This is a genomic window from Xylanibacter ruminicola 23, assembly GCF_000025925.1.
GTDB lineage: Bacteria > Bacteroidota > Bacteroidia > Bacteroidales > Bacteroidaceae > Prevotella > Prevotella ruminicola.
The window spans coordinates 19,173-36,573 of sequence record NC_014033.1 but is presented as its reverse complement, the minus strand read 5'-3'; the positions used below and the strand labels follow the sequence as shown (position 1 = coordinate 36,573).

Below are 17,401 nucleotides of genomic sequence, written 5' to 3'. Positions count from 1 at the left end.
AGTTAGTTAGGCTTCCAACTTCTGGAGGTATGATTTATCAAGCTGCTTACTGACGTAATCAGCCGTCACATTGAATTTCTTAGTTTTCTTCGATGGCAGGTCGTACATAGCGTCCATCATCACACTCTCAACAATCGAACGCAGTCCGCGAGCACCAAGCTTGTACTCTACAGCCTTGTCTACCAGCGTGTCGAGTGCCTCCTGATCGAAAGTCAACGCAACACCATCCATCTCAAACAGTTTCTTGTACTGACGAATGATAGAATTCTTAGGCTCAGTCAGGATTCTTTCCAATGCCTTACGGTCCAACGGATTCAGATGTGTGAGCACTGGCAGACGACCGATAATCTCAGGAATAAGTCCGAACGACTTCAGATCCTGAGGAACGATATACTTCATCAAATCATTCTTATCAATCTTTCTGACGTTGGTTACCGAGTTATAACCTACCACATGGGTGTTCATACGCTGTGCAATCTTACGCTCGATACCATCAAAGGCGCCACCGCATATAAACAGGATATTACGGGTATCTACATGGATATAATCCTGGTCGGGATGCTTACGGCCACCCTTGGGTGGAACATTCACCATGGTACCCTCTAATAATTTCAACAATCCCTGCTGCACGCCCTCGCCACTAACGTCGCGGGTGATAGAAGGGTTGTCGCTCTTACGAGCAATCTTATCTATCTCGTCGATAAACACGATACCGCGCTGAGCAGCCTCAACATTGTAATCAGCCACCTGCAACAGTCGTGACAATATGCTTTCTACGTCCTCACCTACATAGCCAGCCTCGGTAAACACCGTAGCATCTACAATAGTAAAGGGCACATCAAGCAGTTTGGCAATGGTACGTGCCAGCAAGGTTTTACCCGTACCAGTACTACCTACCATAATAATATTACTCTTCTCAATCTCTACACCATCATCATCCACGGGCTGCTGCAAACGCTTGTAGTGGTTGTAAACAGCCACAGCCAGATAACGCTTGGCATCGTCCTGACCGATCACATACTGGTCGAGGTACTCTTTGATTTCCTTGGGTTTAGGCACCTTCAGGTTTTCGGGCTTTTCAGCGGCTTTTCCTTTCTTCTTTGCAACAGGCGCCTCACGCAGGTTATCATTTATAATCTGATAAGCCTGCTCCACGCAGTTCTCGCAAATCTGACCGTTAAGGCCCGAGATCAACAGCTTTACCTCGTTTTCGCCTCTACCACAGAAACTACATACTTTCTTCATCGGCATTATTTCTTCCGTATCAGCACCTCGTCAATCATTCCGTAAGCCTTTGCTTCCTCGGCCGTCATCCAATAGTTACGGTCAGAGTCGGCATAAACCTTATCGTATGGTGTATGCGAATGTTCCGAGATAATAGTGTATAACTCTTTCTTGAACTTCAAAATCTCCTTGGCCTCAATCTCGATATCTGAAGCCTGACCCTGTACACCACCCAGAGGCTGGTGAATCATCACACGACTGTGGGGCAGAGCCGAACGCTTACCCTCGGCACCAGCCACAAGCAGCACGGCACCCATAGAGGCAGCCATACCTGTACAGATAGTAGCCACATCGCTGGTGATAAACTGCATAGTGTCATAGATACCCAAACCAGCAGTTACGCTACCGCCAGGTGAGTTGATATAAATCGAGATATCCTTACCAGGGTCGGTTGAATCCAGGAACAGCAGCTGTGCCTGCAATGTGTTGGCGGTATAATCGTCTATCTGAGTACCAAGGAAAATGATACGGTCCATCATCAAGCGTGAGAACACATCCATCTGAGTAACGTTCAACTGGCGCTCCTCAAGAATATAGGGATTCAAGTACTGGTTCTGGGCCTTGATTACATCATCGACCACCAGACCATTCATTCCTAAATGCTGTACAGCATACTTTCTGAAATCATTATTCATACTATCAATTCCTTTCTTTTTAATATAGAGAAAAGGTTATCGACCTTCCTCATCTTGCGTTTGGGACACAAAGATAATACAAAAAGTCGATAACCCTCGTATTTTAGGGGTTATTTTTTCCTAAAAAAGCTTATTTTTCTGTCATAAGCTTATTAAACTCCTCAAATGTGACCTCTTTTGCATTCAGCTTAACCACATTTTTGAGGGCTTCAGTAAGCTTAACGTCAACGGCACGATCAACGAAGTTGTCGATATTCTCGCGCTTCTTGAGCTGCTCGTTGGCATAGTTCTCCAGAACATCATCGGGTACATTGCTCATACCGTACTGAGCAAACTGAGCACGCATAGCCTCCTTAGCAACGTTCTTGATGTCAGCCTCCTCAACCTTGATGTTCTGAGCGGCAACCAGCTGCTCCTTAATCAGGTGCCAAGCCAGCTCCTTAATGCTACCCTCGAAGTTCTTCTCTACGAAGTCGGCACCCTTATCCTGGTTATTCTGCAGCATAACACGCTTGAGCAGAGCCTCTGGGAACTCCAGCTTACCAACCTTCTTCTCCATGTGCTTACGAACATCGAGCAGGAACTTGTAGTCGCTATTCTGCTGCAGCTGTGGAGCGATACCCTCAGCAATCTTAGCACGGAAAGCCTTCTCGTCCTTAACCTCACCCTCACCGAATACACGGTCGAAGAGCTTCTGGTCAACCTCTGCAGGCTGGAAGTGACGGATCTCAGTAATCTGGAAGCTGAAGTCAGCATTCAGATCCTTAACCTCCTCCTTCTTAACCTTCAGCAGGGCAGCAACCTCAGCATCGTTATCGGGGTAAGCCTTCTTAGGGTTGAAAGTGATGATGTCGCCAGCCTTAGCACCGTCGAACAGCTTCTTCTGGTCGTCGGCCTTGATGTAAGCAGGCATAACCATGGCAGCCTCGGTAGTGATACCACCTTCCTTGGTGTTACCGTTCTCGTCAAGCTCACGCATGTCACCAGTCAGTGTATCGTTACCGCTGAATACCTCAGCCTTAACGAACTCACCAGCCTGCGATGCATACATCTGTACCTGATCGTCGAGCATCTTATCATCAACCTTGATGGTGTAATAGTCAATCTTATCTCTGCCAGTCAGCTCAGCCTTGAACTCAGGAGCTACGGCAATATCGAACACGAATGTCAGATCATCAGCGTTCTCAAAGTCCTGGGGTACCTGCTTCTCCTGGTTTGGAAGGGGCTCACCCAGCATCTGGATCTTGTTCTCACGAACATACTCATACAGCTTCTCGCCCAGCAGCTTGTTAACCTCGTCAACCTTTACTGCTGTGCCATACTGCTTCTTAATCATTCCCATTGGAACCATACCTGGACGGAATCCAGGAACCTGTGCTTTCTTACGATAATTTTTCAGCTGCTTCTCTACTGCATCCTGATAATCTGCCTTCTCAACGGTCATAGTCAACAGACCATTGATCTTGTCGGCGCACTCAAACGAAATTTTCATCTTCTTATGTACTTATTTATAATATATATTCAAATATTGGGGTGCAAAAGTACAAAAAAACGGCGTAACCAACGCCGATTTTTCAATTTTTAACTTTTCTCCGCCTGCTCCTTGGCATTGCGCTCCATCTCTATCTGCTGGAAGTTTTTCTTTCTCAATTCGAACGATTCAGTCAGATATTTTTCACGCACTATCTGGTTAGCCGCCAGCTCTTCTGGTGTTCCCTGAAACAGGATTCTACCTTCGAACAACAGATAAGCACGATCGGTGATAGCCAGCGTCTCATCCACATTATGGTCGGTAATCAGAATACCGATGTTCAGATATTTCAGTTTATACACAATCTGCTGGATATCCTCTACAGCGATAGGGTCAACACCAGCAAAAGGCTCGTCGAGCATGATAAACTTTGGTTCGATAGCCAAGCAACGGGCAATCTCTGTACGTCGGCGCTCACCTCCCGACAGTCGGTCGCCTAAGTTCTTGCGCACCTTTTCCAGTCGGAACTCCCTAATAAGCTCCTCCAGTTTATTCAGCTGATAGTCGCGAGGCTTGCCAGTCATTTCCAGCACCGAGAGGATATTATCCTCTACAGTCATCTTACGGAACACGCTGGCCTCCTGAGCCAGATAGCCGATACCAGCACGGGCACGCTTGTAAACAGGGAATTTGGTAACATCCTCCTCACCCAGATAAATATGGCCGCCATTGGGAACAATCAGTCCCGTGGTCATATAGAACGAGGTTGTCTTACCGGCACCATTAGGTCCCAGCAGTCCCACAATCTCACCCTGCTTCACGTCGAAGCTCACATCGTTAACCACCGTGCGCTTACCGTAGCGTTTCACGAGGCCTTCTGTTCGTAGTACTATACGCTCTTCTTCCATAATCGGCTGCAAAGTTAGTTATTTTTTGGCACGAATTACACGAATTTCGCGAAAAATAATCTCAAATAGAAATAATTCGTGTTAATTCGCGTAATTCGTGTCTTATTTTTCGTACCTTTGCACCCGAATAAATTAGTTTGTTTGCAATGTTATTACATAAATGGCTGACCACCTTTGGTCGATATTTGATGCTGATGGGCCGTGTTTTCTCACGCCCCGAGCGTATGAGAATGTTCCTGAAACAGTACATTACCGAGATGACCCAGTTGGGCATCAATTCTATCGGCATCGTACTCATCATCTCATTTTTCATCGGCGCCGTCATCTGTATTCAGATGAAGCTGAATATTCAGAGCCCTTGGATGCCACGCTGGGTTGCCGGCTATACCACCCGCGAGATTCTGCTGCTGGAGTTCTCAAGTTCCATCATGTGCTTAATCCTGGCAGGAAAAGTAGGTTCCAACATCGCCTCAGAGCTGGGCACCATGCGTGTTACCCAGCAGATCGACGCTCTCGAGATTATGGGCATCAATTCGGCCTGCTATCTGATTCTGCCCAAAATCATCGGTCTGCTCACCATCATGCCATTCCTGGTCATCTTCTCTTCGGCCACAGGTATCATTGGTGCTTACGGCACGGCTTATATAGGACATATCATCGCACCCGACGACCTGACGGCTGGACTGCAGCACGCATTCATCCCATGGTTCGTATGGATGAGTATCATCAAAAGTCAGTTTTTTGCATTCATCATCTCCAGCGTGCCAGCCTTCTGCGGCTACACGGTCGAGGGTGGTAGTGTAAACGTAGGTAAGGCATCAACCGATGCTGTAGTAACCTCGAGTGTACTCATTCTGTTTTCGGATGTTTTCTTAACCCAGTTACTGTCATGATCGAAGTAAAGCATTTATATAAGAGTTTTGAGGACAGAGAAGTCCTGAAAGACATCAATACCGTATTCGAAGACGGTAAGACCAACCTCATTATCGGACAGAGCGGTTCCGGCAAGACGGTACTGATGAAAAATCTTGTCGGACTTCTCGAACCGACCCGCGGCGAGATTCTGTACGACGGTCGTAATTTTGTAAGCATGAGCAAACACGAAAAGGTAATGATGCGTCGCGAGATGGGTATGATATTCCAAAGCGCTGCCCTCTTCGACTCCATGACGGTTCTCGAGAACGTGATGTTCCCGCTCGACATGTTCTCGTCAATGACCTTACGTGAACGTATCCGCCGTGCACAGGACTGCTTGGACCGTGTAAACCTGACTGGTGCCGACGAAAAATTCCCTGGCGAGATATCCGGAGGTATGCAAAAACGTGTTGCCATCGCCCGTGCCATCGCCCTCAATCCCAAATATCTGTTTTGCGACGAGCCAAACTCTGGTCTCGACCCCAAAACATCGCTTGTTATCGATGAGCTGTTACACTCCATCACTCAGGAATACAACATGACCACCATCATAAACACCCACGACATGAACTCGGTCATGGGCATCGGCGAAAATATCATTTTTATTTACGAAGGAAATAAGGAATGGCAAGGTGTAAGCAGTCAGGTTATGGGTGCCGAAAATCCCCGATTAACCGACTTTATCTTCGCCAGCGATCTGCTCAAAAATATGCGACGAATCGTTATCGACAACGGACTCTCATTATAAGTGTTTCAAGAAAAAACACCTTATTATTAAATAAATTTTTCTTAAAAGTTTGTTCGATTCAGATTTTTTACTTACTTTTGCAGCAATAATTCGAATTATAACATCCAATTTTAGCATTTTTATATGAAGAAAGAAATTAAGATTAAGAATCAGGTAGGCGAGTTAGAGAAAGTAAACGCCTTCATCGAAGAGATCGGAGAGGAACTTCAGCTTGACATGGAGCTGCTGATGAACCTGAACCTGGTAATGGAAGAGATGGTATCTAACGTTATCTTCTATGCTTATCCCGAAGGAAAAACTGCCGACATCGAATTGACAGCCGAGTGCATTGGCCACACGCTCACATTTGTGCTTAGCGACAAGGGCCGCGAGTTTGACCCCACCATGAAGGAGGACATCGACACTGCTACCGATCCAGCTGATCGCGAACTGGGTGGTCTTGGCATCTACATTGTCAAGAACATCATGAACGAGGTTACCTATCAGCGCCTGGAGGGCAAGAACCTGCTCACCATGAAAAAGGATTTAGAGGATTAATTACAAAACAATTAGATAACACATAATTATGACACAGATTATCAAAGAAGGTGGAAAAACCATTATTAAGACCGGTTCACGAATCGACACTATGAACGCCAACCAGTTCGAGCAGGACATCCAGCCCGCCCTTAAGGAGGGAGGTGTTGACCTCGAAATGGACTGCACAGAACTCACCTACATGGCCAGCTCAGGTCTGCGTATCATCCAGAAGACTATGCGCATTGTTACTCAGCTCAAGGGTCAGTTCAAAATCACCAACGTGTCGCCCGAAATTTACAAGATTCTGGCTATGACCGGATTCACCAAATTCATGAAGGTAGAACAGAAAAAAGCATAGCATATGATCTGGTTGGTTGTCTCACTTGTTATTATACTCCTCATCGTCTGCATTATTCTGCAGATGAAGATTAAGCACAGTCGTGAGCAGGAGGCCGAAGGCAAGCAGTTGCTCGAGGACTACCAGAAGCGCGTCAACGAGATGGAGAAGTTGCTCAAGGACTACCGTTCGCTCGAGCAGAACTTCGACAACGTTGGTCAGGGGTACGAAGAGGCCCTGATGGCTTTCGACAAGATGGAAGAGGAGAAGCAGAAAGTGCTGAAGGTAAAAGAGGCCATCGAGAAGCAGTCGAACGAGGTTATGGCTGCCAAGCAGAAGCTTGAGGAAACCATGCTCAAGAAGAAGAACATGATTGAGCAGTATGCCGAGGCCATCAAGCAGAAGTTAGACTACACCCATCCTAATGCTGGTAACATCGCTCTCACAGCCAATCAGATTCTCAATGTTATCGACATCGAGATGGAGCAGCCCTTGCGATGCGAGGATAACGTGATGGCTCAGGATATCGCCGCTATGGCCATCCAGGAGTCAGGCATCCAGAGCTACCAGAAGGCCGAATTCAAGTGCCAGATGGTAGAGGAAGCCCAGGCCACCATGGTGTTCACCAACAGCAAGCATGCCGTGCGCGCATTGGTAGCACTGCTCGATAATGCGATGAAGTTCACCGCCCAGGGCGAGATCCTGTTGCTTATCAACGTCGCAGGCTCAAACCTCGAGTTCTGTGTTGAAGATACTGGCACAGGCGTTCTTTCCGACTACGCTGAGAAGATTTTCGAGCCATACGTAAAGCTCAACGATTTCTTCGAGGGTAACGGTATCGGTCTCACCGTAGCACGTAGCATCGCCCGCCGTTTGGGTGGCGATATTCGTCTCGACACCGATTACCGCGGCGGTTCACGCTTCGTGTTCTCACTGCCCATCTAACGCAAACGTAGATAATTAAGAAATAGGGAGCTAACCGGTCATCCGTTAGCTCCCATATTTTTTATCGCCTTTTAAAAGTTATTTCCTGATACTTCCCTTGTTGCACCTGTTTACGTAGCAGCATCTGCCGTTGGGTTAACGTAACCACCTCGCAAGCGGTACGCCCGTCGATTGTCAACCGTCTGCCGTCAAAAGTGTAGCCAGCAGTGGTAATGGCTGCAGCATTCACCTGCTGATACTCGGTGATGGTGCGGGCTGTGATTACCCAATAGCCACCTGCGGGACCAGGCTTACCGTAACCCTCGTTATCAGCATAGTACTGCTGACTGATGGCATCCCACGTTCCAATCAAATCTGCATCGTTTTCGTTGTTGCCATCATAATCCACACTACATGCGGACATACTTAAACTCACGAAACCAGCCATCACGGCCGCCATTACGTATAACATATTCTTCGTCATAGGCTAACTTGTCTTAGGTTAATAGTAGTACTTCTTGTTGGCAAATATAGGTAAATTATTCTAAACTTCCAAATTTTTAGCCAAAATTTTTACATAACAAGAAAGAAGATATTTGTTTTTCGCAGCAGAAAATTCCATTTTCTAATGCAGAAAACAGAGTTTTCCCCGGCAGAAAGTAACATTTTCTGTCGGGGAAAACAAATATAAAATAGAAACTGTATCTACCATCTACCATCTTTCTACTACCACCTCGCAATCCTGCATAAACAAAGGTATTTCGAGCGATTAGTGGTAGAGTGGTAGATAAAATTAAAAATTAGAAGTTCCACTTAACAGCCAAAGTTGGGTTAATGAAGAACTTTTTATCGTTATAGGTGTTATAAATGAAGTTGTTGCTAACCTCAACCTCGGTACCTACACTGAAATGCTCGGTGGCATTGTACCAGAGCTGCGGCTCGGTCAAGAGAACCAGCTGACCGTGACCGTCGGCCTTTTCGCCACGCCAGAAATCAATGAAACCAGAGAAGGTACCCTTCTTGTTAGCGAAGTTCAGGCCCCATACACCAGTGAGCTGTACCGAATTATAGGCGCTGGTATTGTCGTAGCTCTTAAAGAAGCGCTTATACATCAACTGTACAGAATAGGTCTTTGAGAAGTCAGCATTATGACCATTCCACGCAGCACCAACCAATGCGGCCTGCTGGAACGAACCGAAACGGTTCAGACCACCATCATACTCTACGTGGGCAGCAAAACCTTTCTTACCAATATTAAACTCACGAGAGATTTCACCATAAGCTCCCTCGGTGAACTTACGACTGAAGTCGATATCCACAAAGTAGAACCAAGAACCCCACTGGTCGGCCTTGAACTGCTCGAGGGTTAATGTAACCTTCTGACGACCAGCCTCTTCATCAGAGTAGAAATTACGACCAAAATCATAATGCAACTGCACATTCTGTGCACTAGCGCTCATAGCTGCTACAGCCAGCAACGCAATAGAAAAAAACTTTTTCATAATTAATATATAATGTATAATGTTTAATCTTTAATCTTTAATGTTTAATGTTTAATGTTTCATGCTTAACGTATCCAAGATGAGCCGCGCCGCATTTTCGGGAGCTTTTTCATCGCCTAATGCCTGTTTTACCTCCTGATAGCCCTGGAGCATACGATCACGATCGGGACCGGAAAGAATCTTCTGGAGTTCACTACGGATGTTGGCTACCGAGAAATCTTCGAGCAGCTCCTTTACAACTTCACGACCTGCAACAAGGTTTACAAGCGAAACATATTTTACCTTTAAGAAATGGCGACGTAAGAACCCTAAAACAGCAGGCAGGGGTATTTTATAGCATACCACCTGTGGCACACCAAACAAACAGGTCTCCAACGTAGCCGTACCGCTGGTAACCAAGGCTGCATGGGACTTTGCGAGCAAGGCATAGGTCTGACCGAACACGATATCGGCCTGCGAGCCTTGCATAAACTGCTGATAATACGAAGGCTCAATGCCAGGCGCTCCCGCTACCACAATTTGGTAATTGTTTTCGTAAGGTTTTACAGCCTGGAGCATAGCAGGCAGGTTGTCTTTAATCTCCTGTTTACGCGATCCTGCCAACAGGGCTATAATCGGTTCTTTGTTTGCCACCGGCGATGACTGCAGGAATGCTCTCACCTCGTCGGCCGTGGGATTACCTACATAATGGATGGGGTAATGATGCTTCTTCTCGAAGAAATCCACCTCGAAAGGCAGGATAGAGAAGAGCTGGTCGACATCGCGTTTGATATTCTTAATACGATACTCTTTCCAAGCCCAGATTTTAGGTGAGATATAATAATATACAGGTATATTTGTATGACTTTTTACAAACTCGGCTATCTTGAGATTAAAGCCCGGATAATCTACCAATATCAAACAGTCGGGCTGCCAATCCACCACATCCTGCTTACACATCTTCATATTGCGAAGTATAGTTCGCAAATGCATCAGCACAGGAATAAAGCCCATATAAGCCAGTTCCTTATAATGGCGAACTCGGGTACCACCAACGGCCGTCATCAGGCCGCCACCAAAGAAACGAAACTCAGCCTCAGCGTCAATATCTTTCAACGCCCGCATCAAATGCGATGCATGCAAATCACCCGAGGCCTCGCCAACTATCAGATAGTACTTCATTTAACGTTAAACATTAAAGATTAAACATTAAACCAACTACTAATCTGATCCATGGCCTGATAGGCGGTGACATCAATCTGGGTAGGTGTAATGGCAATATAGCCATGATGCAGTGCCCAATTATCGGTATCCTCAGCTTCGGGCTCATCATTACGATAATGACCAATCATCCACCAATAGTCGTAGCCACGCGAATGGTGGTGCTTCTCGGTTTCGTTATACCAAGTACCAAAGGCCATGCGACAAACCTTAACCCCCTGATAAACCGGAACCAATGGAAAGTTAACATTCAAGCACACGCCTTTGGGCAATCCTTCGTTGAGCACCCTCTGGGTAATCTCACGCACATAAGGACGGAGAGGCTCGAAGTCGGCATCGGCATGCTGATCGCAAAGCGAGAAGGCTACCGAGGGGATGTACTTGAGACAGCCCTCGATGGTAACACCCATCGTACCACTGTAGTGCGTATTTACCGAAGCATTATCGCCATGATTAATACCGCCAATCACCATATCGGGTTGACGCTTGCAGATATTGGCCAGCGCCATCTTTACACAATCAACGGGGGTACCATTACAACTCCACACCTCTACCCCCTGCTCTTTCCGATGCAGATTCAGGCGCAAAGGGATACCAGCCGAGAAGGCACACGAGTAGCCGCTGCGGGCATCATCGGGTGCACAAACAATGATATCAGCTATATCCTTCAGCATATCTATCAAGCAATTAATACCTTTTGCCTGATAGCCGTCATCGTTCGAAATGAGCAATAAAGGTCGTTTAATTTCCATAAAATATTAATAATTTGGCTGCAAAGTTACAAAAATCTCTTAATTCATAACGATTAATTCTTAATTTTTTAGTAACTTTGTGGCCAAATTTCTTATTTTTATCAAGATTAAGTCAAAATCAAATGGGAAAGATTATTGCTTTAGCAAACCAAAAAGGCGGTGTAGGCAAAACCACCACTACCATCAACCTGGCAGCATCGCTGGCCACACTGGAAAAAACAGTGCTGGTTGTTGACGCTGACCCTCAGGCCAACGCATCGAGTGGCTTGGGTGTAGACATCAAGGATGTAGAATGCTCGCTATACGAATGCATTATCAACAAGGCCGATGTGCGCGACGCCATCTATACCACCGATATCGACGGACTGGATATCATACCCAGCCATATCGACCTGGTTGGTGCCGAGATTGAGATGCTGAACCTGAACGATCGTGAGAAAGTGATCAAGAAAATGCTTGAGCCTATTCGTAACGAATACGACTTTATCCTCATCGACTGTTCACCATCACTGGGCCTGATCACCGTTAACTCGCTCACTGCAGCCAACTCGGTGATTATCCCCGTACAGTGCGAGTACTTTGCACTGGAGGGTATCAGCAAACTGCTGAACACCATCAAGATCATCAAGAATAAATTGAACCCAACGCTCGAGATAGAAGGCTTTTTGCTGACGATGTACGATAGTCGTCTGCGCCTGGCCAACCAAATTTACGACGAGGTGAAGCGCCACTTCCAGGAGCTGGTGTTCAAAACCGTTATTCAGCGTAACGTAAAATTAAGCGAGGCACCAAGTCATGGTTTGCCCGTAATCCTCTATGATGCCGACTCGACAGGTGCAAAGAACCACCTGGCACTGGCTCAGGAAATCATCTTTAAGAACAAAAAATAACTATGGCAGTAAGAAAGAAATACGACCACAACGTACTGGGTCGCGGACTCGACAATATCGGCACCGGCAGAGGCATGGGGCTGGATGCACTTATCAACACGAACGACATCAACACCCAAGGTACATCAAACCTGAATGAGATTGCCATCGAGCTGATAGAACCTAACCCCGACCAGCCACGACATGAGTTCGATGAGAATGCACTGAACGAGCTGGCAGCCAGTATCCGTGAGATTGGCATCATCACCCCTATCACTGTTCGTGAGATGCCTTCAGGACACTATCAGATTATTGCCGGTGAGCGCCGTTGGCGTGCATCGCAGTTGGCAGGGCTTAAAGCTATACCTGCTTACATCAAGACCACCGACGATAAGCTGACCATGGAGATGGCACTGGTTGAGAATATTCAGCGCGAGGATTTGAATGCCATCGAGATTGCACTGGCCTACCAGCGATTGTCGGAATCTACAGGTATGACACAGGAGCGCATGTCGGAGCGTCTGGGTAAGAGCCGCACCTCGATCACCAACTATATGCGACTGCTGAAGTTGCCTGCACAGATACAGATGGCACTGAAGAACCGCGACATCGACATGGGACATGCCCGTGCACTGCTCTCGCTCGAAAGTCCATCGGCACAGCTCAAACTGTTTAAGGACGTACACCGCAACGGCTACTCGGTACGTAAGGTTGAGGAGATGGTACAGATGGTGAAGAACGGCGACACCCTGCAGAATGCCCGTAAGACCGTGGCTCCTAACCAGCTGCCATTGGAGTACAGCATTCTGAGAGACCGCTTGTCGGACCTGTTCAAAACAAAAGTACAGATGACCTGCTCTGCCCAGTCGAAGGGGCGTATCAGCATTTCCTTTGCCAATGAGGATGAGCTGGAGTATATCATGAATGTCTTCGACAAACTGAAGAAGAAGTAAAACAAGAACATGAAGAATAGATGTAAGCTGTTGATAACAGGCATGCTGCTGGCCACAGGTTTCGGAACGGTCCGAGCCCAGGAGGAGGTGGTATTGGAGCACGACTCGTTGTCGCAAGCCATCAATAACGAGGTGTCGGTGCTGGTTGATTCGGCCCGCATCCCCACCAAACCCCTCAAGGACATGAGCACCTGGCACCCCGATCCCAAACGTGCGCTATGGCTGGCTCTGGTAATACCTGGCGGCGGACAGATTTATAACCGAAAATACTGGAAACTGCCATTGGTTTACGGCGGTTTCATCGGTTGTTTGTACGCAATGAACTGGAATAACACCATGTACAAGGACTACTCGCAGGCCTATATCGACATTATGGACAACGACCCTGGCACGCAGAGTTACAACCAGTTCCTGCACAACGGCGCCACCATCAACGGACAGGAAGAGCGATACAAGAAACTCTTCAAGCAGCGTAAGGACCGCTACCGTCGTTGGCGCGATATGAGTTTCTTTGTACTGGTAGGCGTCTATGCCCTTTCAGTCATCGACGCTTACGTGGATGCTGAGCTGTCGGTGTTCGATATCAGTAAAGATCTGAGTCTGAGCATCGAGCCCACCATTCTCGACACCCACACCTCACGCAACCCGCTCAATACCGGAGCCGTTGGGGTGCAATGTAACATCAAATTTTAATGGAATATGACAGTAAAGAATTATATAAAGATTTTAAGTTTCGCGGCACTGCTGTTTTGCAGCGTACCGCTGTCGGCACAGAATATTTTAGACGACCCCGAGGACGACGAAGAGGAGGTTGACAGCCTGTTCGTACCCATCGAGGATGAGATTTCGGTAAGAGACAAACAGGGCAACGAGGAACTCATCGAGTTTCCCGAGGCCATGACATTCAACCTCGACAGTCTGCTCGAGCTCTACATGACCAAGACTTACCTGAGCAAGGGCGATTGTGAGATGAAGGATGAGAACCCCACCTACACACCAGAGGAGTATATTGAACGACTTCGCCGTATGCCTACTGTCATGGAGATGGCCTACAACGATATCGTACAGCGCTTCATCGACCGTTACATGGGTCGTCTGCGCCACTCGGTCAGTCTGATGTTGGGTGCAGCCAATTTCTACATCCCCATCTTCGAAGAGGCCCTCGAAGCATATCAGGTACCCTTGGAACTGAAGTACCTGCCCGTTATCGAGAGTGCACTGAACCCCAAGGCCGTATCACGTGTAGGTGCCACTGGCTTGTGGCAGTTTATGCTTACAACTGGTAAGCAGTACGGCCTGGAAGTAAACTCACTGGTTGACGAGCGCCGCGATCCTGTGAAAGCATCGTATGCTGCCGCCCGCTACCTGCGCGACCTGTATCGTGTGTTTGGCGACTGGAACCTGGTGATTGCCGCTTACAACTGTGGTCCTGGCAACATCAACAAGGCCATCCACCGTGCCGGTGGCGAGAAGGACTACTGGCAGCTATATCCCTATCTGCCTGCTGAAACACGTGGTTATGTGCCAGCTTTCATCGCAGCCAACTACGCCATGAATTATTATTGCGAGCATAACATCTGCCCCATGAACACCCGTCTGCCTCTGCAGACTGATACCGTGGTGGTGGATCGCGATGTGCACCTGCAGCAGGTGGCCGCCGTGCTCGATCTGGATATTGAGATGATACGTTCGTTAAACCCCGAATATCGCCGCGACATTGTGCCTGGCGCCAACAAGAAGCATGCCATCCGCCTACCTATGGCAGATGCCATCCGCTTTATCGACCTGCAGGATAGCATCTACAGCTATCGTGCCGACGAGTTGCTCACCAAGCGTGCCGTAGCCGAGGTTAACGACGATCAGCCCACCTATCGTAGCAAGAAGAGCAGCCGACGCAGTCGCAGTAGTCGCGCCAGTCGCAATTCACGCCGTGGCGGTTCCAGCGTCACCGTCCGCTCTGGTCAGACACTGGGCGAGATAGCCCGTCGTAATGGCACTACCGTTGCAAAACTGAAAAGACTCAACGGTCTCCGTGGCAATAATATCCGAGCTGGTAAGAAGCTCCGAGTAAGATAAAGCAGATTTGACGTTTATAAATGAAGTAAAAGAGGTATGGCAGAAGAAAAACAATTAACCCAAGAAGAAAAAGATGATCAGATGATCAATGAGGCGTTTCAGCAACTGTTGAACGATTATATCTCGTCGCGTCATCGTAAGAAAGTCGACCTCATCACAAAGGCCTTCAACTTTGCACGTCAGGCCCACAAGGGCGTTCGCCGCCTGTCGGGCGAGCCATATATCATGCACCCCATCGCCGTTGCGCAGATTGCCTGCAGCGAGGTGGGCTTAGGCTCAACCAGTATCTGTGCAGCCCTGTTGCACGATGTGGTAGAAGATACCGACTATACCGTAGAGGACATCGAGAATATCTTTGGTGCCAAGATAGCACAGATTGTGGATGGTCTGACCAAGATCAGCGGTGGTATCTTTGGCGAGCAGGCTTCGGCACAGGCCGAGAACTTCAAGAAACTTCTTCTCACCATGAGCGATGATATCCGTGTGATTATCATCAAGATCTGCGACCGTTTGCACAATATGCGCACCTTGGAGAGTCAGCCTGCCAACAAACAGTACAAGATTGCCGGCGAGACCCTTTACATCTATGCGCCTTTGGCTAATCGTCTGGGATTGAACAAGATTAAGAGCGAACTGGAGAACCTGAGCTTTAAGTTTGAGCATCCTGACGAGTATACCAAGATAGAATCGAAACTGAAACTGACCCGTGAGGACCGCGACGAGTTGTTCTCACAGTTCACTTCACCCATCGAGGACGCCCTCAATAGCATGGGTATCAAATACGAGATTAAGGAGCGTGTAAAAACGCCTTACTCTATATGGAACAAGATGCAGAACAAGCACGTGAGCTTCGAGGAGATCTATGATATCCTGGCCGTGCGCATCATTTTTACACCTAACAACCGCGACGACGAGGTGAACGAGTGCTTCAAGATCTACGTAGCTATCTCAAAAATCTACAAGTCGCACCCCGACCGTCTGCGCGACTGGCTCTCGCAGCCTAAGGCCAACGGTTATCAGGCCCTGCACGTTACACTGATGTCGAAAACCGGTCAGTGGATTGAGGTGCAGATACGTTCCGACCGCATGGACGAGATTGCCGAACAGGGCTTTGCTGCCCACTGGAAATACAAGGACGGCGTTGAGGAGGAATATACCGAGGACGAGAACGAGTTGAATGAGTGGTTGCGCACTATCAAGGAGATTCTGGACGACCCACAGCCCGATGCGATGGACTTCCTCGACACCATCAAACTCAACCTCTTTGCAAGCGAGATATTCGTATTTACCCCCAAGGGCGAAATCCGCACCCTGCCTGCAGGCTGTACGGCACTCGACTTTGCCTTCTCTATCCACACTTTCTTAGGTAGTCATTGTATCGGTGCCAAGGTGAACCACAAGCTGGTACCTCTGAGTTACAAACTGCAGAGTGGCGACCAGGTAGAGATTCTTACCTCTAAGTCGCAGCATGTAAACCCCGCATGGATCAATTTCGTATCTACCGCCAAAGCCAAAGCCAAGATACAGGCCATTCTGCGTCGCGACAACCGCGAAGTACAGCGCGAGGGCGAGGAGATTCTGATTGCTTTCCTGAAGAAGAATGGTTTCGAACCTACCGTAGCACTGGCCGACAAGTTGGCCGAATACCACGAGTACAACAAGCGTTCCGAGTTCTTCCAGGCCTTGGGCGAAAAGATTGTGCTGTTAGGCGAGAAAGATGTTGATGAGCTGAACGGCAAGAACAAGGAGGCCGACAGCAATTCAGGTTGGCGTAAGTTCGTACCTTTTGTGGGCAAGAAGAAAAAGGAGGAGCACAGCCGTCAGGAACTGTTTGTGGTACCCGAGAAGTTCAACCGCAAAAAACCGGTATATATCTCTGAGGAGAACTACAACCAGTTTAAGTTCATGGGCTGCTGTCACCCCATCCCCGGCGACGATGCTCTTGGCTATATCAACAATAAGAACCAGATTGAGATACACAAGCGTGCCTGTCCGGTGGCTGCCAAGCTCAAGACCAGCTACGGCAACCGTATTCTCGACATCAAGTGGGACATGCACAAGAAGCTCTACTTCGATGCTACCATCCGTATCAGCGGTATCGACCGTCTGGGTATGTTAAGCGAGATGACACAGGTTATCTCGTCTGAAATGAATGTGAACATCCACAAGATACTTATCACCTGCGAAGAAGGTATCTTCGAGGGAACCATCGAAATGCGTGTACACGATCGTGACAACGTACGTGCCATCATGGAGAACCTGAAGAAGATTCCCGACCTCAAGGAGATTTCCGAAATTATGTAAACTA

At 47.8% G+C, this 17,401-nt stretch carries 18 protein-coding genes; 10 read left to right on the top strand and 8 right to left on the bottom strand.

What is annotated here, in order from left to right; all coding sequences use genetic code 11:
• Positions 1-6: 6 nt before the first annotated feature.
• The 4 genes from clpX to lptB all read right to left on the bottom strand — a co-directional run bounded on the left by clpX (position 7) and on the right by lptB (position 4,298).
• Positions 7-1,251, bottom strand: coding sequence for an ATP-dependent Clp protease ATP-binding subunit ClpX (clpX, locus tag PRU_RS00150; RefSeq protein ID WP_033151027.1), 1,245 nt, complete (start codon positions 1,249-1,251; stop codon positions 7-9).
• Entirely contained in the window at positions 1,251-1,919 is a 669-nt protein-coding gene (gene clpP, locus PRU_RS00145; protein WP_041385468.1) for an ATP-dependent Clp endopeptidase proteolytic subunit ClpP, read from the bottom strand. Before clpP ends, clpX begins: the two co-directional genes overlap by 1 nt.
• A gap of 130 nt (positions 1,920-2,049) precedes the next feature.
• A complete protein-coding gene (gene tig / locus PRU_RS00140) occupies positions 2,050-3,411 on the bottom strand; it encodes a trigger factor (RefSeq protein WP_013063010.1) in 1,362 nt (453 codons plus the stop codon).
• Between the two features lie 89 nt (positions 3,412-3,500).
• Positions 3,501-4,298, bottom strand: a complete 798-nt coding sequence (lptB, locus tag PRU_RS00135; RefSeq protein WP_013065316.1) for an LPS export ABC transporter ATP-binding protein — start codon at positions 4,296-4,298, stop codon at positions 3,501-3,503.
• Between the two features lie 146 nt (positions 4,299-4,444).
• On the opposite strand from lptB, the gene PRU_RS00130 reads away from it, so the two are divergent.
• The 5 genes from PRU_RS00130 (at position 4,445) to PRU_RS00110 (ending at position 7,762) form a co-directional block, all read left to right on the top strand.
• Positions 4,445-5,191, top strand: a complete 747-nt coding sequence (locus PRU_RS00130; RefSeq protein WP_033151028.1) for an MlaE family ABC transporter permease — start codon at positions 4,445-4,447, stop codon at positions 5,189-5,191.
• The gene (locus tag PRU_RS00125; protein WP_013065129.1) at positions 5,188-5,961 is read left to right on the top strand and encodes an ABC transporter ATP-binding protein; all 774 of its coding nucleotides are present in this window, start codon (positions 5,188-5,190) and stop codon (positions 5,959-5,961) included. Before PRU_RS00130 ends, PRU_RS00125 begins: the two co-directional genes overlap by 4 nt.
• Positions 5,962-6,084: 123 nt before the next feature.
• Positions 6,085-6,498 (top strand): ATP-binding protein, encoded by a 414-nt coding sequence (locus PRU_RS00120; protein ID WP_013064532.1) that lies wholly within the window; start codon positions 6,085-6,087, stop codon positions 6,496-6,498.
• Between the two features lie 28 nt (positions 6,499-6,526).
• The gene (locus PRU_RS00115) at positions 6,527-6,838 is read left to right on the top strand and encodes an STAS domain-containing protein (protein ID WP_013064295.1); all 312 of its coding nucleotides are present in this window, start codon (positions 6,527-6,529) and stop codon (positions 6,836-6,838) included.
• A gap of 63 nt (positions 6,839-6,901) precedes the next feature.
• Positions 6,902-7,762 (top strand): ATP-binding protein, encoded by an 861-nt coding sequence (locus tag PRU_RS00110; RefSeq protein WP_187288013.1) that lies wholly within the window; start codon positions 6,902-6,904, stop codon positions 7,760-7,762.
• Between the two features lie 61 nt (positions 7,763-7,823).
• Here PRU_RS00110 and PRU_RS00105 read toward each other — a convergent pair whose 3' ends face one another.
• The 4 genes from PRU_RS00105 to surE all read right to left on the bottom strand — a co-directional run bounded on the left by PRU_RS00105 (position 7,824) and on the right by surE (position 11,195).
• A complete protein-coding gene (locus tag PRU_RS00105; protein WP_143040136.1) occupies positions 7,824-8,225 on the bottom strand; it encodes a hypothetical protein in 402 nt (133 codons plus the stop codon).
• A gap of 316 nt (positions 8,226-8,541) precedes the next feature.
• Entirely contained in the window at positions 8,542-9,243 is a 702-nt protein-coding gene (locus PRU_RS00100) for a nucleoside-specific channel-forming Tsx family protein (protein ID WP_013064358.1), read from the bottom strand.
• 51 nt (positions 9,244-9,294) lie between these two features.
• Positions 9,295-10,404: a lipid-A-disaccharide synthase gene (gene lpxB / locus PRU_RS00095; RefSeq protein ID WP_013065519.1), complete on the bottom strand. Its 1,110-nt coding sequence runs from the start codon at positions 10,402-10,404 to the stop codon at positions 9,295-9,297.
• A 20-nt stretch (positions 10,405-10,424) separates the two neighbouring features.
• Positions 10,425-11,195: a 5'/3'-nucleotidase SurE gene (surE, locus tag PRU_RS00090; protein ID WP_013064778.1), complete on the bottom strand. Its 771-nt coding sequence runs from the start codon at positions 11,193-11,195 to the stop codon at positions 10,425-10,427.
• 122 nt (positions 11,196-11,317) lie between these two features.
• On the opposite strand from surE, the gene PRU_RS00085 reads away from it, so the two are divergent.
• From PRU_RS00085 to PRU_RS00065, 5 genes are read left to right on the top strand one after another with little or no spacing between them, the layout of a single operon-like run.
• Positions 11,318-12,085, top strand: coding sequence for a ParA family protein (locus tag PRU_RS00085; RefSeq protein WP_013064416.1), 768 nt, complete (start codon positions 11,318-11,320; stop codon positions 12,083-12,085).
• A gap of 2 nt (positions 12,086-12,087) precedes the next feature.
• A complete protein-coding gene (locus tag PRU_RS00080) occupies positions 12,088-13,017 on the top strand; it encodes a ParB/RepB/Spo0J family partition protein (protein WP_013063546.1) in 930 nt (309 codons plus the stop codon).
• Positions 13,018-13,026: 9 nt separating this feature from the next.
• A complete protein-coding gene (locus PRU_RS00075; protein WP_041385466.1) occupies positions 13,027-13,710 on the top strand; it encodes a DUF5683 domain-containing protein in 684 nt (227 codons plus the stop codon).
• 6 nt (positions 13,711-13,716) lie between these two features.
• Entirely contained in the window at positions 13,717-15,093 is a 1,377-nt protein-coding gene (locus PRU_RS00070; RefSeq protein ID WP_013064653.1) for a lytic transglycosylase domain-containing protein, read from the top strand.
• A 36-nt stretch (positions 15,094-15,129) separates the two neighbouring features.
• Entirely contained in the window at positions 15,130-17,397 is a 2,268-nt protein-coding gene (locus tag PRU_RS00065) for a RelA/SpoT family protein (RefSeq protein WP_041385465.1), read from the top strand.
• Positions 17,398-17,401: the final 4 nt, after the last annotated feature.